We start from the raw sequence: 21,091 nt of genomic DNA on the forward strand, positions 1-21,091 counted from the left end.
GAAAGACCCTTATAGGGTCAGAGCAAACCACCCGTTCTACGGGTGGTTATGATTTGTGGTAAAAAAATATACATATTTCTACAAAAAAATATAAAATTTTTATAGAAAAAAGAGGAGTTTTATAGGTAGATGTAGAAATACTAAATATAACACGAGAGATAAGGTTACATGATACCACACACTCGTATCTCGTGGATGATTTTTAGAAAGGGTGTTGACTTATGAAAGTAGCAATCAGAGGAAAAAACATTGAAGTGACAGATGCTTTAAGAGCATACATCGAGAAAAGATTGAGCAAATTAACTCGTTACTTCGATGATGAGTTAGATGCACAAGCGGTTCTATCCGTTGTTAAAGATAAGTCCACAATTGAACTTACATGCTTCGTTGATAAAATTGTTCTTCGCGGCGTAGAAACTAACGATGATATGTATGCTGCTATTGATTTAGTAGTAGATAAAATTGTTCGCCAAATTCATAAACATAAAACTCGTTTAGCTAAACGTTTCAAAAAACAAGAAGCTTTCCATCCAGAAGTGTTGGCAGCTCCTGTGGAAGAAGAAACTATCGAAGTTGTAAAACGCAAACATTTTGCAGTACGCCCAATGGATGTAGAAGAAGCGATCTTGCAAATGAACCTTATTGGTCACGACTTCTTTATGTTCTTCAATGCTGAAACTGAAGCAATGAACGTTGTATATCGTAGACATGATGGTTTCTATGGTTTAATTGAGCCAGAACTTCAATAACCTATAATGTCGGCTGAACTTAATCCTAACTCCTTTCTACTTTTAATCAGCCGATTATTATACTAAGGTGGATGACCGTTTTGAGTCATCCACCTTTTTTGTAAAAAATACTATAAATAATCGTGAAATGCCTTGAATTCTTTGACTATTCAAGGCATTTTCGTTATAATAAATTAGATAAAATAATGTAAGATGTCCTGTAGAGGAGTGATTTGTTTGTTAGGCTTTTTACAAAGGCTATTAGGCAATAACAACGCTAAAGAAATCAAAAAAATGCGTGCTATTGCTGATCATATTAATGAAATTGAACCAAACTATGTTAAATTAAGTGATGCTAACTTAGTAGCAAAAACCGATGAGTTTAAACGTCGTTTGCAAAAAGGGGAAACGTTGGACGACCTATTGCCAGAAGCATTTGCTGTAGTTCGTGAAGCATCTAAACGCGTATTGGGTATGCGTCATTTTGACGTACAGTTAATGGGTGGTATTTGCCTGCATAATGGTAATATCGCTGAAATGCGTACTGGTGAAGGTAAAACATTAGTAGCTACATTGCCAGTATATCTTAATGCGTTGACAGGTAAAGGCGTGCACGTAGTTACAGTAAATGATTATTTGGCTACTCGTGACAGCGAGCAAATGGGTCGTTTATATAATTTCTTAGGCCTTTCCACAGGTCTTATTGTAGCTAATCTCGACTTTAACCAACGTAGAGAAGCATATGCATGTGATATTACGTATGGTACAAATAACGAATTTGGCTTTGATTATTTACGCGATAATATGGTATCTGATGTACTTCAAATGGTACAACGTCCATTAAATTATGCTATTGTCGATGAAGTTGACTCCATCTTGATCGATGAAGCAAGAACTCCGTTAATTATTTCTGGTCCAGGTCAACGTTCCACAGATAATTATTATAAACTTGCTAAAATTGTTCCTCACCTTGTAAGAGATGAAGACTATATCATCGATGAGAAACAAAAAACTATTGCGCCTACAGATTCTGGTATCGAAAAGGTAGAGAAAATGCTTGGCGTTGAAAATTTATATGATGCCGAAAATATCGAGTTGAATCATTTGCTTGGTGCTTCTTTACGTGCCTATGCAATGATGCACCGCGATACTGATTACGTAGTTAAAGACGGTGAAGTTGTTATCGTCGATGAATTTACAGGTCGTTTAATGTTTGGTCGTCGTTATTCTGATGGCTTACATCAAGCTATTGAGGCTAAAGAAGGCTTGAAAGTTGAACGTGAAAGCCAAACTTTGGCATCTGTTACATTCCAAAACTACTTCCGTATGTATGAAAAATTAGCTGGTATGACTGGTACAGCTAAAACAGAGGAAAAAGAGTTTATCGACATCTATGGTTTAGAAGTAATTCCTATTCCTCCAAATAAACCATTGATTCGTATAGATTTACCGGATCAAATTTTCAAAACTAAAGCTGCTAAATATCGTGCTGTAGTTCGTAATGCTGTAGAACGTCATAAAGTAGGTCAACCGCTTTTAATCGGTACTACATCTATTACACAATCTGAAGAACTTTCAGACATGTTGTTACGTGCCGGAGTTCCTCATAGTGTATTGAATGCTAAACACCATGAAAAAGAAGCTGAAATCGTTGCTAATGCTGGTCAAATGGGCATGGTAACTATTGCTACAAACATGGCTGGTCGTGGTACAGACATTACCCTTGGTGAAGGTGTACCTGAATTAGGTGGTTTAGCTATTTTGGGTACGGAACGCCATGAAAGCCGTCGTATTGATAATCAGTTACGCGGTCGTTCTGGGCGTCAAGGTGACCCTGGTTCTTCTCAATTCTTCTTATCCTTGGAAGACGATTTAATGCGTATCTTTGGTGCTGATAATATTACAGGCATTATGGATAAACTTGGTATGGAAGAGGATGAGCCTATTGAGCATTCTTTGATTACAAAATCTATTGAACGAGCTCAAAAGAAAGTTGAAGATCATAACTACAATATTCGTAAATATGTCCTCGAATATGATGATGTTATGAATCAACAACGTGAAGTGTTATATGAACAACGTCGTCGCATTTTGCGCAACGAATCTTTGCGTGAAACGATTAATGAAATGATTGATAAGCTTGTTACTGATTCTGTAGATGCTTATGCTGATGAAAAGCTTTATCCAGAAGAATGGGATTACGAAGGTCTCTACAAGCACTTGAGTCAATATTTCTTAACCGAAGAAATTATGACTCCTCAAGATATGGAGGAATATACTCGTCAAGAATTATTAGAACGCTTATTGGAAATTGCTCATGAAGAGTACCAAGACCGCGTTAATATGCTTGGTGAGGCTATGTTTAGCCAACTTGAGAAGGCTATTATGTTGCGCGTTGTCGATAACAAATGGATGGAACATTTGGATAATATGGATATGTTGCGTGAAGGTATTGGCCTTCGTGCATATGGTCAAAAAAATCCATTGGTGGAATATAAATTTGAAGCCTTTGAGATGTTCCAAAACATGATTGCAGCAATCCAAGATGAAACAATCATGGCGTTATACAAAATTCGTGCACAATTGATTCAAGAACTAGAAGAACCAGTTGATCACTTAGAAGGTGCACAATCCCATCATGAAGATGTGTTGGAGCCACAAAACGAAGACTAAGATTTGTGAATGGCACGTTGCTCAATGGGACTTCCAGTGGGCAACGGCCATTTTTCTATTTTATTAAGGTAATAGTTTATCAATATAATAGGCTAATAAGTTAAAGGTGGTGAGCATAAATTGTTAGAAGATTTAAAACCAATAATTTCTAATCTGGAAGAACGTATTTATGGAATGAGGGATTCACTTTAACATCGCTCAGAAAGAAGATCGAATTTTTACACTCGATGTACAGATGAGTGATCCTACATTTTGGGATAATCCAGATAAGGCTCGTGAGATTTCTCAAGAGGCTACACAACTTAAAAATGCTGTGGAAAGCTATAAGCAACTTGTTAGTGATATTGAAGATGCCAATGTAATGCTTGAAATGGCTATCGAAGAAGATGATAGTTCTATGGAGAGTGAAATTAAAGAATATGTTAAAGCCATAGAAGAAACTGTAGAAAAACAAGAGGTTCTCTTGTTATTAAGCGGTGAATATGATGCTAATAATGCAATTTTAACCTTCCATGCTGGTGCAGGTGGTACGGAAGCACAAGATTGGTGCTCTATGTTAATTCGTATGTACTTGCGTTGGGCTGAAAAATCTGGTTTTTCTATTGAACTAATGGATGAACAACCAGGTGATGAGGCTGGTACTAAATCTTCTACGTTCCTTATTAAGGGCGAAAATGCTTTTGGTTATTTAAAATCTGAAAAAGGTGTTCATCGTTTAGTTCGTATTTCTCCATTTGACGCTGCTGCACGTCGACATACTTCTTTTGCTGCTGTCGATGTAATGCCAGAAATTGATGATACTGTTGAAATCAATATCGATATGAAGGATGTACAGGTGGATACTTATCGTGCCAGTGGTGCCGGTGGTCAGCACATCAATAAAACTGACTCTGCCGTACGTATGACACATAAACCGACAGGTATTGTTGTACAATGTCAAACACAACGATCTCAAATGCAAAATAGAGAACAAGCATTGCGCTTATTACGTGCTAAATTATTTGAATTAGAGCTTGAAAAACAAGCTGAGATTAAAGAACAAATTGGTGGTACATACCAGGCCATAGAGTGGGGCAGTCAAATTCGTTCTTATGTATTCCATCCTTACAATCTTGTTAAAGATCATCGTACTAATGTTGAAACAGGTAATGTTCAAGCTGTCATGGATGGTAATCTTGATCAATTTATTGAAGGTTTCTTGAAGAAAGAAGCGAACTTAACAATTTAGGAGATAATTATGAAAAAATTTTTGCTATTCCTATTAGTGTTGATTATTGCACTGGCTGCAGCAACACAATTCTTATTACCTTCTTATATTAGTTCACGTATTGAAAAGCAATTAAATGATTCTTTAAAACCATCAGCACAAAGTGTTAATGTTGAGTCTCAACCTGGATTCAAACTATTATATGGTGAAGCTGACCATGTGTATGGCTCTTTAGATAATGTTAAACTTGGTAAACTTAATTTTGCAACTTTCCAATATGATGCAAAACAGATTCTTGTTAATCCAATTTCTCTGTTAGCGAGTCAAGAAATTGATGTTGTTAGTGTAGGTAATGCTAGTATCGATGGTACTGTTACAAATTCTGATTTAGCTGCATTCTTGAGTACTCAAGCGGGCAGTGAAATTAAAGATGTTAATGTAACTATTGATAAAGACAATATTAGTTTAACAGGTCAAATGAATGTGGGAATGGTATTTAAAGGTGCCGTTAAATTGGATGGTAACTTAGAGTTAAATAATAATAAACTATTATTTTCACCTAAAAAATTCACCATTAATGGTGCTACAATTCCTGGTTTGACATCTAATGTGTTAGAAGATACAGAGATTTATGATTTCAATAATTTCCCTATTCCTGTAAAAGCAGATACTTTAACTACTGATAATGGCCAAATTCGCATTAAAGTTAAACCTATACTCAACTAGAAAGGATTTGCTGTGAATCATCGGAACACATATAAAAGTAAGTACTCATGGATTCTCATACTTTGTATTATTGTAGGGCTTTTATCTTCTTTATACTTGGTATTTGAACGCCATCAAATTGAAAAATCTCAAAATCATATTGAAAACATCGTTGATTATGACGCTGTTTTACGAGCAAATGCCTTTGAAAAGCGTAGCCAACAAGAAGCGTTTGATGCACTTCGCAATGCAGGTGTAACAGCATTTGCTATTTATGACCGTACCTTAGAAAAAGCTAAAGATACAGGACAAGTTAAAGTCTTAACGTCTGAAGAGATGGATTCTGTTCGCGTTAATGGCGCATCCATCAAACATGGTGCCACATACGTAGGGCTTATCTCTGGTAAAGAAGGTTATTACAAAGAAATTCGTGAAGATTTATATCATCGCATTGGCAAGGATAAGGTTAAAGAACTTAATACAAGTATTGGCCCTGTTCTAGAGTTGTATGGTGCTACAGCAGATAGCTATGCAAAGATGAATCTTGGTATTTCTAAATTACAAGCTCAAGAAGTAGCTGATCGTGGCTTTAATGTTATTATTCGTCCTACGAACTATAGAAATGTTACATCTGAAGATCTTCAATATGTATTTAAACGTCTTGAAGGTATACCACATGTAACAGGTATGATTTTTGCAGGTAAAGAAGCTCTTGGTGCGCCAAACTTAACTGATGAAACATTAGAGTTACTTCACAAAAATCATATTCCATTAGTAGGTATCGAAGCAGTTAACCAGCTACAATATGAACCTCAACAAGGTTTCTTAGAAATGGCTGCTAAGGATGAATATAGTGTAGGGCGTGTCTACACAATCGCTAAAGATGAATTAAAGAAAATTACGCCTGAAGAAGCAGCTCAACGTTTTTATATTAGTGATATTGAACGTAATATTCGTTTTAACTTGTTTCCTATATATGAAACAGGCGTAAACAATGAAACTGTATTACAAACAACCATAAATTATATTGGTATGGCTACGGAAAAACTTGCTGCTAAAGGCTATGAATTTGGTCCTGCAGATATTTATCCACCGTATACTCCAAATCCATTGTTAGTAGTTCTTACTATGACTGGTGCTATTGCACTCTTTGTATATGTTGTTCAAATGCTAATTCCAATGCCTAAACATACACAATTGGTTGCATTTTTTGGTATCTCCTTAGTATCTATCGTTGTATTTATCGTTACAAGTGGTACTTTAATAACTCAAATTTGGGCTTTATCTAGTGCTGTTATGGCTCCAGTGGGGGCTATGATCCGCCTGATGGAAGAGTGGCGTCGTTATGACGGTGTACGTCCTTTAGGCGCTACTAAGGCTACAGTGCTTGCTTTATTCTATCTCGTAATTGCAGCTTTATTTGCTGCTATTGGAGGCATGTATATTGCATCCTTACTTGGTAATACTAAATTCTTTATGGAATTTGCTATCTTTAGAGGTGTCAAATTAACATTTGTATTACCAGTTATTCTTGTTATGATTGCCTATTTACAACGATTCCCATTGTGGAAGGGGCGTATGATTAACTCTAAAGAAGAAGCGAAGAAGTTCGTAGTAGAATTCCTTACAATGGATGTTAAATTCTATGTGTTCTTCGTAGTGGCTGCTCTTGGTGCAGTAGCATGGGTATTTGTTGGTCGTAGTGGTCATACTGCAGGTGTTCCAGTGCCTACTTCTGAACTTATGCTTCGTCGTTTCCTTGAGAATACGATGTATGCAAGACCTCGCGAAAAAGAATTTATTATTGGTCATCCTGCATTAATGCTTGCTACCTTTGCATTCTTACGCAAATGGCCTTCAGTGATTCATTTCTTATTAACTCTAGCTGGTGTTATCGGTATTGCTTCTATGGTAGAAACGTTCTGCCATCTCAGAACGCCTGTATTCATGTCTATCATGCGTGGTTATGATGGATTATTGATTGGAGCTCTTTTAGGCTTGCTTCTTATCATTGCAGTACGTTTTATGATGTATGCAACACAATGGTTCCAAGCTAGGGAGGTAGACCATGAGTAATATCGTGATCTCTGGTTATTATGGCTTTGGTAATGCTGGTGATGAGGCTATGCTTTGTGCCATTATTGATGCTATTCGTAAAGAAGAGGCCGACGCTCATATTACTGTAATTTCTGGTAATCCTAAAGAGACTAGTAAAAAACACAATATCAATGCAGTTGGTACATTTTCTGCATTCGGTATTTTAAAGGCTATTGCTAATTCTGATCTTGTCATCAGTGGTGGTGGTAGCCTATTACAAGATGCTACTAGTATTCGAAATACTTACTATTATTTAAGTATTATGTCGTTAGCTAAAATGATGGGGAAAAAGGTTATGCTTTATTCCCAAGGGATTGGACCTTTGAATCGACCATCTACTCGCCGAGCTGTAGGTTTTGTATTGCGCTTTGTAGATACAATTACAGTGCGAGACTCTATTTCTAAAGAGGAATTAGAGTCTTTAGGCATTGAGGATGTAGAGGTTACTGCAGATGCTGTACTGGCAATGCAACCAGCTGATTTATCTATTGGGGCTCATATTCTTGAAGGGTATACTTCTAAACTTTCAGAATCAATTGAACAACCTAAGAAGATTGGTGTTGCTGTTCGTAGTTGGAAAGAGGATACCGAATACCGTGAGGCCTTAGCCAATGTATTGAGTCGCTTACAAGAACAAGATAATGTGGAAATTATCTTTATTCCTATGTCTCATCCTGAGGATACAAAAGAAGCTAAGATTATTGCTAGTTATATGCCGAAGGGTGCTATTGTATTGGAGGGACCATTCTCTACGGAGGAACAAGTATCCCTATCCGGTAATGTAGACTTGATGATCGGTATAAGACTACATGCCTTAGTCTTTAGTTCCTTAATGGGGAAACCTGTTATTGGCATTTCTTACGATCCTAAAATCACAAGTTTCTTACACATGATTGGGCAAGAACCTATTGGCACAATGACTCATTTACGTGAAGAAGCTTTATATCAACGGTGTCATAAACTATTGAGTTCTCGCGAAGAATATCAATCCTCTTATGACCGCATTGAAACATTGCGCGTAGATTCTCAACGCAATGCAGAAATTGCTATTTCATTACTTAAGAATTATTAATATATTGGATCCCATCCAGAAAGAGAGGTCTCTATGGCTACATTAACACAAGATGTTAAACAATTAGTTCAAGAGAAGGCAAAAGCTATTCGCGTTAGTATTGTACAGTCTGTGACGGCTGCGAAATCCGGTCACCCAGGTGGTTCACTATCTATCGCCGATGTGATGGCCTTGTTGTACTATGTAGAAATGAATGTAGATCCAGCAAATCCAAAGGATCCTAATAGAGATCGTTTCGTCCTTTCTAAAGGTCATGCAGCGCCTGCATTATATGCTACATTGGCTGAAAAAGGTTATTTCCCTAAAGAAGAACTTTTGAACTTGCGTAAAATTGACCATATGTTACAAGGTCATCCTGATATGAAACATACACCAGGTGTAGATATGTCTACTGGTTCTTTGGGTCAAGGTATCTCTGCAGCTTGCGGTATGGCCTTGGCTGGTAAAATTGATAATGCTGACTATCGTGTATATTCTATCCTTGGTGATGGCGAGCTTGAAGAAGGTCAAGTTTGGGAAGCAGCAATGTTTGCCGGTCATTATAAACTCAATAATTTAACTGCTTTTGTTGATTTCAACGGTCTTCAAATTGATGGGGATATTACAAAAGTACTTTCTCCATTGCCAATTCCAGAAAAGTTTAAAGCTTTCAATTGGAATGTTATTGAAGTCAATGGTCACGATCTTGATGAACTTCATAATGCTATTGAATCTGCAAAAGCTTTCACAGAAGGCCCAACATGTATCGTAATGCATACTGTAAAAGGTAAAGGCGTTGAAGAAATGGAAGGTCAAGCTGGTTGGCATGGTAAAGCACCAAGCGAAGAACAAGGTGTAGCCTTTGTTAATGAGATTATGGGGGTACAATAATGGGTAAAGCAACACGTGAAGCATATGGTAATGCGCTAGCTCGCATTGGTAAAGAAAATACAAATATTATCGTATTAGATGCAGATTTATCTAAATCCACTAAAACTGATACATTTAAAAATGTCTGCCCTGAGCGATTCTTTAATGTAGGTATTGCAGAACAAAATTTAATTTCCGTTGGTGCTGGCCTTGCAGCAGCAGGTAAGATTCCATTTGTTTCTTCCTTCTCTATGTTTGCTACAGGTCGTGCTTTTGAACAAATTCGCAATGCTGTATGTTATCCAAAATTAAATGTAAAAGTATGTGCTACACATGCGGGTATTACAGTAGGTGAAGATGGTGCTACACATCAAAGTTTGGAAGATATTTCCTGTATGCGTACATTACCTAATATGACAGTCGTAGTTCCTGCTGATGAGCGCGAAACAGAGGCTGTTATTGAATGGGCTGCATCTTATGAAGGACCTGTATATGTACGTCTTGGTCGTGCCGGTGTGGATGATGTAACTGCAGAAGGTTATACATTTGTACCAGGCAAATCTACGACATTAGTAGAGGGCTCTGATGTTACAATTATAGCTTGCGGTGCCTTGGTTGGACCTGCTGTAGAAGCAGCAAAATTATTAGGTGAGTCTAATGTATCTGCTCGCGTTATCAATATGGCATCTATTAAGCCTATCGATGCAGATGCAATTATAAAAGCAGCTGCTGAAACAGGCGCTATCGTTACCGCAGAAGAACATAATATCATTGGTGGTCTTGGTTCTGCTGTGTCTGAAGTTGTTGTGGCTAATAAGCCAGTTCCTATGGAATTCGTTGGTGTCCGAGATACATTTGGGGAGAGTGGTACACCAAAAGAATTAATGGCTAAATATGGCTTAACAGCAAAAGACATTGTAGAAGCAGTAAAACGTGTAATCACTCGTAAATAATTTAAGGGGCCCCCATGATTGAATTTAAGAATGTTAGTAAAGTCTATGATAATGGTTCTGTTGCATTAGACGATGTGTGTTTAACCATTAACGATGGTGAATTTATCCTCGTTTGTGGTCACAGTGGTGCAGGGAAATCAACTCTATTTAAGTTGTTGACACATGAAGTTGTGCCAGACACTGGTACAGTTATCGTCGATGACTTTGATGTTACGCGCATGAAGCGTAGCAAAATTCCGAAATTACGTAGAAAGCTAGGAGTAGTATTCCAAGACTTCCGTCTATTACCAAATAAAACGGTAGCTGAAAATATCGCCTTTGCTCTCGAAGTAATTGAAGAAAAACCAAAAATCATTAAAGAGAAGGTAAGTCATGTATTAGAGCTTGTTGGTTTAAGTGATAAGGCTAATGATTTACCAGAGGATCTATCTGGTGGTGAACAGCAGCGTGTGGCTATTGCTCGTGCTATTGTTAATCGCCCATCTGTACTCATTGCTGATGAGCCTACAGGCAACCTAGATCCTGATACAAGTAAGGATATTGTAGATTTGTTCAAGCATATCAACAATTTTGGCACTACCGTTATTATGGTTACCCATAATATGGATCTTGTTTCGTATTTAAATAAACGCGTTATTCGTTTAAAAGACGGCCGCGTTCAAAGTGACAATATGAGAGGTGCAGAAATTAATGAAGCCTAGAACGATAAAATACTATTTTAAAGAAGCTCTGAAATCTATGAAGCGTAACGGGCTTATGACCTTGGCGTCCATTTCTACAGTAGCTTTATCCTTATTTATGCTTGGTGTATTCCTTTGTGGTGTTATCAATTTGAATAATATGGCATCTAGCTTGGAAAACCAAGTACAGTTGAGTATTTACTTAAAAGACGGCTTAACAACAGAACAAATTATGTCTGTAGGCAAGCAAATTAAGGCCATACCAAATCTTAAGAAGCTTGAGTTTGTTAATAAAGAACAAGCTATGAAAGAGTTTAAAGAGCGTCTTGGTGATCAACAGCAATTAGTTAATGCTTTAGGTGGTGTAAACCCATTACCTAATTCTTATGTATTAACTTTTGATAATCCTAGTGATGTAAAGGCCACTGCAAAGCTAGCTACGACCTTCCAAGGTGTAGAAAGTACACATTATGGTCAAGATATTGTAGAAGAGCTCTTCCGTATTACTCAAGTTATTCGTATTGGTGGTATTGTATTGATTGCCTTTTTAGCAGCTGCTACATTATTTATTATTTCTAATACGATTCGATTGACTGTATTTGCACGACGTAAAGAAATTGCAATTATGAAATATGTAGGTGCTACTAATGGCTTTATCCGTTGGCCGTTCTTGATTGAAGGCATGTTGTTAGGCTTAATTGGCGCTATCATTGCCGTTCTTTGCGTTGGTGAATTCTATCACTTTATTACTATGGAAGTATCTGAATCTTTAGCATTCTTCCCATTAGTACCAATGTTCCCATTCTTCTATGATGTGGCTATCTATATTTTAGGTGGTGGCATAGTAGTAGGTGCTATTGGTAGTACTATTTCGTTAAAACAATACATGAAGGTGTAATGTTTATGAAATATAAATCATTAAAATCACGTCTTGTAGCAACCATTTTAACGGGTATAGTCGTACTGGGAACACCTCTATACATCGTTGCAGAAGACGAAGATTTAACGAATCAGCTCGATTCGATTCAACAACAAGTAAATCAGCAAAATGCTATTAAAGCAGATGCTGAAACCGTCATTGTTAGCGTGTCTGAGCAATTACGTCAAATTGAAGAACAATTGCGTCAAGCACAGCAACAATTAGAAGTAATTCAACAGCAACGTATAGCAGTAGAAAATGATATTACTGTTAATGAAAAGTTACTTGCTGAAGCACAAAAGCGCTTAGAAGGCCGTGAAGCTGTTTTCTATAAACGAGTACGTGATATTTATATCAATGGTCGTTTGAGTTATTTAGATGTAGTTATTGGTTCTAAAGACTTTAAAGACTTTGCAAATCGTTTAGAAATCTTAAAGCGTATCATTGATTCAGATATTAAGTTAATTGATGAAATTAAAAAAGAGCGAGCTGAAATAGCTGCTCGTAAGCAAGCCCTTGAACAATCTCGTGCTAAATTAGTAGAGCTTGAAAAAGCGGCAGTGGCTAAACAAGCTGAAATTGAACAGAAGAAACAAGAGCGTGAAGTAGTTCTACAAAAAGCACAAAATGATCGTGCTGTAGCAATGCAAGCTGTAGAAGAACTAAACGCATCATCTGCTCAAATTACAGCTCTATTAAAAGCTCGCCAAGCAGAACGTGCGGCAGCACGTGCAGCTGCAGAAGCAGCAGCGGCAGCGGCGGCTCAACAAGCTGCACCAAGTTATTCTTGGGTACAAGGGTCTGGTCAACTTGGCTGGCCTGTTAGTGGTGAAATTACTTCACCATATGGCTATCGTACACATCCAATTTGGGGCACTACAATTTACCATTCAGGCATCGATATTGGTGTTGATGAAGGTACACCTGTTCATGCTGCTGATGGAGGTACTGTTGTTTGGTCTGGCTGGATGGGTGGTTATGGTTATGCCGTAGTTATCGATCATGGTAATGGTATGTCTACATTATATGCGCATAACTCTGAGCTAGCTGTTTCTGAAGGTCAAGATGTTGGTAAAGGCCAAGTTGTAGCCTATGCTGGTAGTACTGGTAACAGTACAGGACCACACGTACATTTTGAAGTTCGTATAAGTGGGGATCCAGTGGATCCTATGGGATATTTATAATATGAAATTTGACACACGTACGGTGTTATGGAGTCTATTGAAATATATAGGCTCTGGCATCGTCATTATGTGGCTTACATTTTGGTATCTTTCCGGTTCATTCTGGGGATTGCCAAGATTATTTGTAGCCTACTATGCTGCGAGTCAAGTCTTTATGACACCGACGGCTAAATCCACTCTTTATGATGGTATGCTTAAAGGTTTAATTGACTCTTTGGGAGAACCGCATAGTGTTTACTTAGATGCAGAAGAATATAAGTCCATGAAAATGCAAACATCTGCAACTTACGCAGGTGTAGGCATGGTTCTTGGAACTGATGATAAAGGTTTACATGCTGTTAGTGTTATGGAAGATCAACCAGCTTTTAAAGCAGGTATTAAGCCTGGAGATCATATCATTGCTATTGATGGACAATCTACTAGTGATATCACAGTTGAGGAAGCATCCTCTAAAATTCGTGGTGAAGCAGGTTCTGTTGTAGCCCTTGATATTGAACGGAATGGTGAAAAGTTACATTTCGATATCACTCGAGAATCCATTGTTCTTCCTACTGTTAAAAGTAAAATGCTAACTAGTACAGTTGGTTATATTCGTATTAGTCAATTTGCTGAGAATACGGCAGATGATTTTGCTACTCAGTTTAAGGAGCTTCAAGCACAAGGTATGAAGGCGCTTGTATTAGATTTGCGAGATAATCCAGGTGGTTTACTTTCAACAACTGAAAAAATATCCAACTATATCATGCCTCCAGGTACATTAGTAACAGTACAAAATCGGGCTGGTAAAAAGGATATTTATAAGTCTGATGGTCCTGAAGTGGCTATTCCTTTAGTCGTTTTAGTAAACAAAGGCTCTGCTAGTGCATCTGAAATCATAGCAGGGGCCGTTCAAGATCGTAAATTAGGTACTATTGTAGGTACTAATACATATGGCAAAGGTACAGTTCAAACTATATACCCAAGTTTAGATAATGAGGGTATTAAAGTTACCATTGCTAAATACCACACACCAAGTGACCGTATTATTGACGGAACTGGTATTAAACCTGATGTGGAAATAGAGTTACCAAAAGGTGTAAATCCATCTAGCAAATTAGATGATATTCAAATTAAAAAAGCATTAGAGATATTACAACAATAATGCATAGGAGTTAAATTATGTTTATAGATAGAGCGCGCGTCTTTGTTAAGGCTGGTGACGGTGGGGACGGCATGTCTAGCTTCCGTCGTGAGAAATACGTGCCAAATGGCGGTCCTAGTGGCGGCGATGGTGGTAAAGGGGCGGACGTTATTTTTAAAGCGGACAAGAATATTAATACTCTTGTAGATTTTAGATATAAACGTCAATTCAAGGCACCTGCTGGTGGTAATGGTGAAAGTTCCAACAAGCATGGCCGTGGTTCTGAACCACTTATCATTCCTGTTCCTTTGGGGACAGTCATTAAAGAGGAAGAGACGGGCAAAGTTTTCTGCGACCTCGTTAATGATGGCGATACATTTGTTATTGCTAAAGGCGGTCGTGGCGGTCGCGGTAATGCTCGTTTCCAAACGAGCGCTAATCGTGCGCCAACATTTGCAGAAAAAGGTGAACCAGGTGAAGAATTCTGGTTACAATTAGAGCTAAAAGTATTAGCAGATGTAGGCTTATTAGGATATCCATCTGTTGGTAAATCTAGTATTTTGCGTAAAGTATCTAAAGCTCAACCCGAGGTAGCAGCGTACCACTTTACTACATTGACACCAGTTCTAGGTGTTGTAACTATTTCCGGTGACCGCAGCTTTGTATTAGCCGATATTCCTGGTCTTATTGAAGGGGCAAGTGAAGGTGTTGGCTTAGGTCATAACTTCTTGCGTCATGTTGAACGTACGAATATTTTAATTCATGTTCTTGATGTATCTGGTATGGAAGGACGTGACCCTAAGGTTGACTTTGATGCTATCAACGAAGAGTTACGTAAATATTCTGAAAAATTAGCTAATAAAAAGCAAATCGTTGCTCTTAATAAGATCGATATGGTCTTTGATGACACCACAATTCCAGATAATAAAAAATACTTTGAAGATAAGGGCTATGAAGTATTCCTTATCAATGCATTGAGCGGTGAAGGTTTACCAGAGCTTATGGAACGAGCTTACTACTATGTAGAAAATTACGAACCAGAGCCTGAAGCGACTGATGATACAGTTGTTTATGAAGCGAAACAAGATGTAGAGTTTGTTATCACTCGTGGTGATGATGCTGCCTTCTACATTACTGGTAAACGTATTGAACGATTAGTTGCTATGACAAATCTTAGCGACGATCAATCTCTTCGTAGATTCCAACGCATTTGGCGTTTTATGGAGCTCGATGCTAAGTTGAAAGAAAAAGGTTGTAAAGACGGTGATGAAGTTGTAATTGGGGATCAACGCTTTACATTCCAAGAGTAGGAGATATAATGACAGGAAAACAAAAACGGTATTTACGTTCTTTAGCTGCTACTATGCCACCAGTTGTACAAATTGGTAAAAATGGCTTAGAAGATAGTGTTATTGATAGCGCTCGTGCAGCGTTGATGGCTCGTGAGTTAATTAAAGTGAAATTACACAATAACAGCCCTGAAGATAAAACTATTTTCGAAGAACTAGCGGATATGCTAGGTGCTGAGCTAGTGCAAGTTATTGGCTTTAATGGCGTTTTGTATAAAGCTAAAAAAGAACCAAAAATTATTTTACCTAAATAGTTTTGAAATCATTTCTATTAATATGTTGTAGTTAAGAAACTGTTAACCTTAGGAGGTTAGTCTATGCGCAGCGCTATCGTAAACGCTAAACGAATTGTAGTCAAAGTTGGTAGCAGTACGCTTTGTTACGCTAATGGTCATTTGAATTTAGAGCGTATTGAAAGATTAGTACGACAATTATCAGATTTGGCTAACCAAGGTAAAGAGGTAATCCTTGTTTCTTCTGGTGCTACAGGAGCTGGACTTGCTCCACTAGGTTTTAAAGAGAAGCCTAGAGATCTTGTACTTAAGCAAGCAGCAGCAGCGGTCGGTCAAGGTATTCTTATCCATATGTACGAGCGCATGTTTCGTGAATATGGGCGTACTGTAGGGCAAATTCTTTTAACGAAAGAGGATAGTACTGGACGTCATAGTTATCTTAACTTACGTAATACATTACATACTTTGTTGCAACTTAATGTTATTCCCATAATCAACGAGAATGACGTGGTTGCTATTGAAGAGTTTAAAATAGGCGATAATGATACTTTATCTGCTACTGTGGCAGGTATTGTAGATGCTGATTTACTTATCATTTTGTCTGATATTGAAGGTTTATATACGGCTAATCCAGCAACTCATCCAGATGCTACCTTAATAGAAACAGTTTCTGAAATTACAGATGAAACGTATGCTATTGCAGGTGGTGCTGGTTCTAATATGGGCACTGGTGGTATGTATACTAAAATTAAAGCGGCTCACATGGCGACAAACTCTGGTGTACCTATGGTTATTACCTCTGGTGAAGTAGAGGACTCTGTTCGTCGCGTATGTAAGGGTGAACAAATCGGTACTCTCTTTGAAGCACATGATGCTGGTCTATCAGGGAAACATCATTGGCTAGCCTTTGGTAAGCGGTTGAAGGGCTCCATTACTATTGATGATGGTTGTGCTCGTGCTGTTTTAGATAAAGGGGCTAGTATATTACCTGCTGGTATTGTTGATGTGGAAGGTACATTTGGACCTGGTGATACAATTTCTATTTATCATAATGGGAAAGAAATCGGACGTGGCCTTATCAACTATAGCGTCGATGATATGAAGGCAATTAAAGGTCATAATACTAACGATATAGCTCATATTTTAGGTATTAATACGACGTATGATGAAGCTATACATCGTAATAATCTAGTTTTATTACACTGAGGATACAATATGAACCAGTACGAAGAAATTTGTAAAGATATGGGCCTAAGAGCTAAAGCAGCTGCTTTTGAATTAGCTCAACTTGATCAAGGTACGTTAGATGCTGCATTATTAGCAATCGCTGATGCTGTGGAAGCACAAACTGATGAAATCATGGCCGCTAATAAGCAAGACTTAGATAAATCTGGGGACTATAATGTACCTCAAACTATGATTGATCGATTAACGTTGACTCCTAATCGAATTGCTCAAATGGCTGAAGGGGTTCGTCAAGTCGCGGCTCTTGATAGCCCTGTGGGATCTGTTATGGAAACGATTACACGTCCTAATGGCTTGATTATAGAAAAAAGAGCAGTACCTTTTGGTGTGATTGGCATTATTTTTGAAGCGCGCCCCAATGTGACTATCGATGCTGGTGTACTTTGTTTAAAAACTGCAAATGCTACGATTTTACGGGGTGGTAAAGAAGCATTCCATACGAATCAAATCATCGTGTCTATCATGCGTAATACTTTAGAATCTTTGGGCATTAATGGTGATGCTATCCAATTGGTTGAGGTTCTTGATCGAGATATGGTTGGCGTACTATTGCAACAACGCGAATACATAGATGTTATTATTCCTCGTGGCGGGGCTGGACTCATTCGCCGTGTCGTAGAGGAAAGTAGTATTCCTGTTATTGAAACGGGTAGTGGTGTATGTCATACTTTCGTAGATGAATACGCTAATCTCGATATGGCGTTAGACATTGCTATTAATGCTAAAGTGCAACGTCCATCGGTATGTAACGCTATGGAAACTTTGTTAGTTCACCAAGCAGTGGCTGATGAATTTTTACCTCGCCTTGATACAGCATTACAAGAATATGGTGTTCGCATTCACGGTGATGAAGCAGTAGCTCAATATATGAAAAATACAATTCCTTTAACAGAGACGTCTTTTAACACAGAATACAATGATATGGATTTAAATGTACGTATCGTTCAAAATCTTGAGGAAGCTATTGAGCACGTAAACTACTATACTACACATCACTCTGAGGCTATTATTACTGATGAGCCTATGCGTGCTACCGTATTTATGAATTTAGTGGATTGTTCTACTGTATATCATAATGCGTCTACACGCTTTACAGATGGCTTTGAGTTTGGTTTTGGCGCAGAAATTGGTATTAGTACACAAAAACTTCACGCTCGTGGTCCTATGGGCTTACAAGCTTTAACATCTTATAAATACTTCGTATTTGGAGAAGGCCAAGTGCGGACGTGAAATATATATATTACTTTATAAGGGCATACTACAGATATATTCAAACACCAAAAGGACGATATGAATGGATATCCTATGGAAAGGCATTGCTCTTATTCATCATTATTTGTGTCATTGTCATTAAGGGAGTGACCGCATTATGGTAGAGAAACGTCGTATAGGTATCCTTGGTGGAACTTTCAATCCCATTCATCTAGGTCATCTAATGATTGCAGAGGTTGCTTGTGAAAGCTTTAATCTAGAAAAGGTTATATTTGTACCAGCCCGTATTCCACCGCATAAACAGCATGATGTGATAGATAGTCATCATCGCTATGCCATGGCGGCTGCTGCTGTATCAGATAATCCAAATTTTGAAATTTCCGATATAGAGATGCGAAGAGAAGGTCCATCGTACACTGTAGATACAATTCAACATTTTAAAATTATATATGGTCCAAATGTAGAATTTTATTTTATTGCTGGCACGGATACAATTCGGGCATTGCCGACTTGGAAGTTTATAGAAGAATTATTAGATGAAGTTCATTTTATTGGTGCTACTAGACCAGATGGAACGAGTGTTATTGATGCTACATTAGATGAACTAGGGCCAAAGGCACATGAAAAGATTCATGTTATGGAAGTGCCTGAAATGAAATTATCTGCTACGTATTTACGGGATCGTTTACGTTCTGGCAAAACCGTTCGCTATATGTTGCCTAAATGTGTAGTAGATTATATAGAAAAAAACCATATTTATGGGAAGGAATAAAGGATGTTATCTTTTGATGAAATACAATATAGAGTAAGCCAATGGATGGGTAAAAAACGCTTTAAGCATACTCTAGGTGTTGTTGAATCAGCCACTCAATTAGCTAAACTGTACAACGTTGATGTAGAGAAAGCGCGTTTAGCGGCATTACTACATGACTGTGCAAAGGAAATGTCACTAAAAGATATGCAAGCTTTGGTAGAGGCCAGTAAATACGAAGCTGATGATGAATTGTTAGCTAATGGTAATTTGTTGCATGGCTTAGCAGGTATGATTCGTGCTGAAAAGGAGTTTTCTATAACTGATTTAGATGTTTTAGAAGCGATTCGTGTTCATACTACTGGCAAAGTTCATATGTCAAAGCTTGATAAGGTTATATTTTTAGCCGATTATATTGAGCCTAATAGAAATTTTCCAGGTGTGGATGAATTGCGTAGATTAGCACAACAAGACCTAGATAAGGCTGTATTACTTGGTTTTGATAACACTATTAATCATCTTATTGAGCAACATCTTTCTATTTATCCTTTGACCATTCTTGGTCGTAATGACGTATTACAATCTTGTAAGTAATGGAGTTTTTATATGGAAGAACGTGAACGAGCAAGAGCTCGCCGGCGTAGGAGAAGACGTCAACAAAAGTCATCGATAAAATGGCCTAGAGTCATTTTAGCCATCGTTGTTGTTCTCGCTTTGCTTGGTGGGATAGGATATGGCATATATAGTGGCGTATCTTATGCATATAGAGCGATTGTAGGAACTACAGAAGTTACTGAAACAGTAGCAGATAATGGAAATAAACAAGACGCTAACACTGTATCAGTTGAGCAAAAAGGGTTAGATAAACCTCTATATATTTTGGTTGTTGGTACTGATAATAATAATCCAAGCCAAGGGGATAGTTTATTTTTATTATCTGTAAATCTTGATCAAAAAACGATGGATGTTATCGGTATTCCAAGTAATAGTAAGATCGATAATCGTGATCAAACTGATGCAACTATGTTGAATGGTATCTATGAAAAAGGCGGCATCGAGCTTACTAAAGCCGTTATTGAAGATATGTTCCACATTTCAATACCATACTATGTAGTGGTTGATCAAAATGCTTTCAAAAAAACAAATGATGTTCTAGGTGATCAACAAATTTATGTAGAGCAACCTATGGAACATGTTGATGCAGAAGGTAATAAAGATATTGATTTACGTCGTGGATATCAAACGTTAGATAGTAATAATGCGTTAGCATACTTACGATACTCAGATCCTAAACATGACACGTTTACTCGTGTTCAACGACAAGAACGATTTTTAAAATTGTGGGTGGACCAAGAGCATAATGCATTTTTCTTAACAAATGCATGGCATATTTGGCGTATTTGGGATCATTTTGATAGTAATATCTCTACCTTAGATGCGATTAAGCTCGTATACAACGCGAGCAAAATTAATAAGGAAGAAATTCATTTTTACATTCTTCCTGGCGAAAAAGAGTTAGTAGGAGATATGACTTACTGGAAGGTAAATCCAACAGAAGCACAACGTTTAGTGGGCATTACCATGGGCAATTTACCGGCTAATGAAATGACACAATTTGTATCCGCTCCTACAAACAGTACAGCTAAAGTTGCACCTGAATCAGAACATAATGGCGGTACAATTACTAAGCCTACTGAACCTGGTGATGAAAGCGGTAGTAAACGTTAAGATAAGAGGAAAACTATGAAAAATAAGGAAGATATTAAACAATTTGTATTAGCATTAGCACAAGCTGCATTTGATAAAAAAGGTAGAGACATTGAAATTCTCGATTTAGAAGGTATTTCTATGTTAGGTGATTACTTCTTAATCGCTAGTGCAAATAATATTAAGCAATCTCAAAGTATTGCTGATGAAATGGAAGATAAAGCTGCTGAAATAGGCATGACAGTTCGTCATAGAGAAGGTTACCGTGAAGGTGAATGGATTTTATTAGATTTTGGCGATGTAATTTGCCATGTCTTTGGTGGCGATGAATTGCGTGAATTCTACGGTTTAGAAGAGTTGTGGAATGACGCAAGTCGAGTTCCATTCGAAGGAGTATAATATGGCTA

At 37.7% G+C, this 21,091-nt stretch carries 20 protein-coding genes; all 20 read left to right on the plus strand.

The window, feature by feature from the left end:
* Positions 1 to 221: 221 nt before the first annotated feature.
* Positions 222 to 749: a ribosome hibernation-promoting factor, HPF/YfiA family gene (gene hpf / locus RYM16_RS07185; protein WP_105097928.1), complete on the plus strand. Its 528-nt coding sequence runs from the start codon at positions 222 to 224 to the stop codon at positions 747 to 749.
* Positions 750 to 965: 216 nt separating this feature from the next.
* The gene (secA, locus tag RYM16_RS07190) at positions 966 to 3,401 is read left to right on the plus strand and encodes a preprotein translocase subunit SecA (protein ID WP_009351801.1); all 2,436 of its coding nucleotides are present in this window, start codon (positions 966 to 968) and stop codon (positions 3,399 to 3,401) included.
* Between the two features lie 120 nt (positions 3,402 to 3,521).
* Positions 3,522 to 4,629, plus strand: a protein-coding gene (gene prfB / locus RYM16_RS07195) for a peptide chain release factor 2 (protein ID WP_233187879.1) whose coding sequence is annotated in 2 segments (ribosomal slippage) — positions 3,522 to 3,578 and positions 3,580 to 4,629 — 1,107 coding nt in all. Because the reading frame shifts where the segments join, the coding sequence is not laid out codon by codon here.
* A gap of 9 nt (positions 4,630 to 4,638) precedes the next feature.
* Positions 4,639 to 5,334, plus strand: a complete 696-nt coding sequence (locus RYM16_RS07200) for a DUF2993 domain-containing protein (protein WP_009351794.1) — start codon at positions 4,639 to 4,641, stop codon at positions 5,332 to 5,334.
* 12 nt (positions 5,335 to 5,346) lie between these two features.
* Entirely contained in the window at positions 5,347 to 7,389 is a 2,043-nt protein-coding gene (locus RYM16_RS07205; RefSeq protein WP_314983145.1) for a DUF5693 family protein, read from the plus strand.
* Positions 7,382 to 8,482: a polysaccharide pyruvyl transferase CsaB gene (csaB, locus tag RYM16_RS07210; RefSeq protein ID WP_105097930.1), complete on the plus strand. Its 1,101-nt coding sequence runs from the start codon at positions 7,382 to 7,384 to the stop codon at positions 8,480 to 8,482. Before RYM16_RS07205 ends, csaB begins: the two co-directional genes overlap by 8 nt.
* Before the next feature lie 33 nt (positions 8,483 to 8,515).
* The gene (locus RYM16_RS07215) at positions 8,516 to 9,352 is read left to right on the plus strand and encodes a transketolase (protein ID WP_009351809.1); all 837 of its coding nucleotides are present in this window, start codon (positions 8,516 to 8,518) and stop codon (positions 9,350 to 9,352) included.
* On the plus strand, positions 9,352 to 10,284 hold the full coding sequence (locus RYM16_RS07220) for a transketolase family protein (protein ID WP_314983146.1): 933 nt from the start codon (positions 9,352 to 9,354) through the stop codon (positions 10,282 to 10,284). Before RYM16_RS07215 ends, RYM16_RS07220 begins: the two co-directional genes overlap by 1 nt.
* A 14-nt stretch (positions 10,285 to 10,298) precedes the next feature.
* Positions 10,299 to 10,985: a cell division ATP-binding protein FtsE gene (ftsE, locus tag RYM16_RS07225; RefSeq protein ID WP_009351813.1), complete on the plus strand. Its 687-nt coding sequence runs from the start codon at positions 10,299 to 10,301 to the stop codon at positions 10,983 to 10,985.
* On the plus strand, positions 10,975 to 11,862 hold the full coding sequence (gene ftsX / locus RYM16_RS07230) for a permease-like cell division protein FtsX (protein ID WP_009351799.1): 888 nt from the start codon (positions 10,975 to 10,977) through the stop codon (positions 11,860 to 11,862). Before ftsE ends, ftsX begins: the two co-directional genes overlap by 11 nt.
* Entirely contained in the window at positions 11,862 to 13,067 is a 1,206-nt protein-coding gene (locus RYM16_RS07235) for a murein hydrolase activator EnvC family protein (protein WP_399553777.1), read from the plus strand. Before ftsX ends, RYM16_RS07235 begins: the two co-directional genes overlap by 1 nt.
* A 1-nt stretch (position 13,068) precedes the next feature.
* Positions 13,069 to 14,208 (plus strand): S41 family peptidase, encoded by a 1,140-nt coding sequence (locus tag RYM16_RS07240; protein ID WP_314983148.1) that lies wholly within the window; start codon positions 13,069 to 13,071, stop codon positions 14,206 to 14,208.
* A gap of 17 nt (positions 14,209 to 14,225) precedes the next feature.
* Positions 14,226 to 15,497, plus strand: coding sequence for a GTPase ObgE (obgE, locus tag RYM16_RS07245; protein ID WP_105081105.1), 1,272 nt, complete (start codon positions 14,226 to 14,228; stop codon positions 15,495 to 15,497).
* Between the two features lie 8 nt (positions 15,498 to 15,505).
* Positions 15,506 to 15,790: a ribosome assembly RNA-binding protein YhbY gene (yhbY, locus tag RYM16_RS07250; protein ID WP_054747195.1), complete on the plus strand. Its 285-nt coding sequence runs from the start codon at positions 15,506 to 15,508 to the stop codon at positions 15,788 to 15,790.
* 63 nt (positions 15,791 to 15,853) lie between these two features.
* Complete coding sequence (gene proB / locus RYM16_RS07255; RefSeq protein WP_314983149.1) at positions 15,854 to 16,975, plus strand: glutamate 5-kinase; 1,122 nt, start codon at positions 15,854 to 15,856, stop codon at positions 16,973 to 16,975.
* A 9-nt stretch (positions 16,976 to 16,984) separates the two neighbouring features.
* Positions 16,985 to 18,244 (plus strand): glutamate-5-semialdehyde dehydrogenase, encoded by a 1,260-nt coding sequence (locus RYM16_RS07260; RefSeq protein ID WP_314983150.1) that lies wholly within the window; start codon positions 16,985 to 16,987, stop codon positions 18,242 to 18,244.
* A 139-nt stretch (positions 18,245 to 18,383) separates the two neighbouring features.
* Positions 18,384 to 18,998 carry a nicotinate-nucleotide adenylyltransferase gene (gene nadD / locus RYM16_RS07265; protein WP_314983151.1) on the plus strand — a complete coding sequence of 205 codons (615 nt, stop codon included), beginning with the start codon at positions 18,384 to 18,386 and terminating at the stop codon, positions 18,996 to 18,998.
* Between the two features lie 3 nt (positions 18,999 to 19,001).
* Positions 19,002 to 19,571 carry a bis(5'-nucleosyl)-tetraphosphatase (symmetrical) YqeK gene (gene yqeK / locus RYM16_RS07270; protein ID WP_314983152.1) on the plus strand — a complete coding sequence of 190 codons (570 nt, stop codon included), beginning with the start codon at positions 19,002 to 19,004 and terminating at the stop codon, positions 19,569 to 19,571.
* Between the two features lie 12 nt (positions 19,572 to 19,583).
* Positions 19,584 to 20,705 (plus strand): LCP family protein, encoded by a 1,122-nt coding sequence (locus tag RYM16_RS07275; protein ID WP_314983153.1) that lies wholly within the window; start codon positions 19,584 to 19,586, stop codon positions 20,703 to 20,705.
* Between the two features lie 15 nt (positions 20,706 to 20,720).
* A complete protein-coding gene (gene rsfS, locus RYM16_RS07280; RefSeq protein WP_314983154.1) occupies positions 20,721 to 21,083 on the plus strand; it encodes a ribosome silencing factor in 363 nt (120 codons plus the stop codon).
* The last annotated feature ends 8 nt before the right edge of the window (positions 21,084 to 21,091 follow it).

Source organism: uncultured Veillonella sp. (assembly GCF_963524655.1).
Classification (GTDB): domain Bacteria; phylum Bacillota; class Negativicutes; order Veillonellales; family Veillonellaceae; genus Veillonella.

What these genes read in the sequence shown, in the direction of transcription:
- RYM16_RS07275 (WP_314983153.1), top strand. Translation starts at nt 19,584, where the DNA reads ATGGAAGAACGTGAACGAGCAAGAGCTCGCCGGCGTAGGAGAAGACGT.
- RYM16_RS07260 (WP_314983150.1), top strand. Translation starts at nt 16,985, where the DNA reads ATGAACCAGTACGAAGAAATTTGTAAAGATATGGGCCTAAGAGCTAAA.
- RYM16_RS07240 (WP_314983148.1), top strand. Translation starts at nt 13,069, where the DNA reads ATGAAATTTGACACACGTACGGTGTTATGGAGTCTATTGAAATATATA.
- csaB (WP_105097930.1), top strand. Translation starts at nt 7,382, where the DNA reads ATGAGTAATATCGTGATCTCTGGTTATTATGGCTTTGGTAATGCTGGT.
- ftsE (WP_009351813.1), top strand. Translation starts at nt 10,299, where the DNA reads ATGATTGAATTTAAGAATGTTAGTAAAGTCTATGATAATGGTTCTGTT.
- nadD (WP_314983151.1), top strand. Translation starts at nt 18,384, where the DNA reads ATGGTAGAGAAACGTCGTATAGGTATCCTTGGTGGAACTTTCAATCCC.
- RYM16_RS07220 (WP_314983146.1), top strand. Translation starts at nt 9,352, where the DNA reads ATGGGTAAAGCAACACGTGAAGCATATGGTAATGCGCTAGCTCGCATT.
- ftsX (WP_009351799.1), top strand. Translation starts at nt 10,975, where the DNA reads ATGAAGCCTAGAACGATAAAATACTATTTTAAAGAAGCTCTGAAATCT.
- RYM16_RS07200 (WP_009351794.1), top strand. Translation starts at nt 4,639, where the DNA reads ATGAAAAAATTTTTGCTATTCCTATTAGTGTTGATTATTGCACTGGCT.
- obgE (WP_105081105.1), top strand. Translation starts at nt 14,226, where the DNA reads ATGTTTATAGATAGAGCGCGCGTCTTTGTTAAGGCTGGTGACGGTGGG.
- RYM16_RS07215 (WP_009351809.1), top strand. Translation starts at nt 8,516, where the DNA reads ATGGCTACATTAACACAAGATGTTAAACAATTAGTTCAAGAGAAGGCA.
- hpf (WP_105097928.1), top strand. Translation starts at nt 222, where the DNA reads ATGAAAGTAGCAATCAGAGGAAAAAACATTGAAGTGACAGATGCTTTA.
- rsfS (WP_314983154.1), top strand. Translation starts at nt 20,721, where the DNA reads ATGAAAAATAAGGAAGATATTAAACAATTTGTATTAGCATTAGCACAA.
- RYM16_RS07235 (WP_399553777.1), top strand. Translation starts at nt 11,862, where the DNA reads ATGTTTATGAAATATAAATCATTAAAATCACGTCTTGTAGCAACCATT.
- yhbY (WP_054747195.1), top strand. Translation starts at nt 15,506, where the DNA reads ATGACAGGAAAACAAAAACGGTATTTACGTTCTTTAGCTGCTACTATG.
- yqeK (WP_314983152.1), top strand. Translation starts at nt 19,002, where the DNA reads ATGTTATCTTTTGATGAAATACAATATAGAGTAAGCCAATGGATGGGT.
- proB (WP_314983149.1), top strand. Translation starts at nt 15,854, where the DNA reads ATGCGCAGCGCTATCGTAAACGCTAAACGAATTGTAGTCAAAGTTGGT.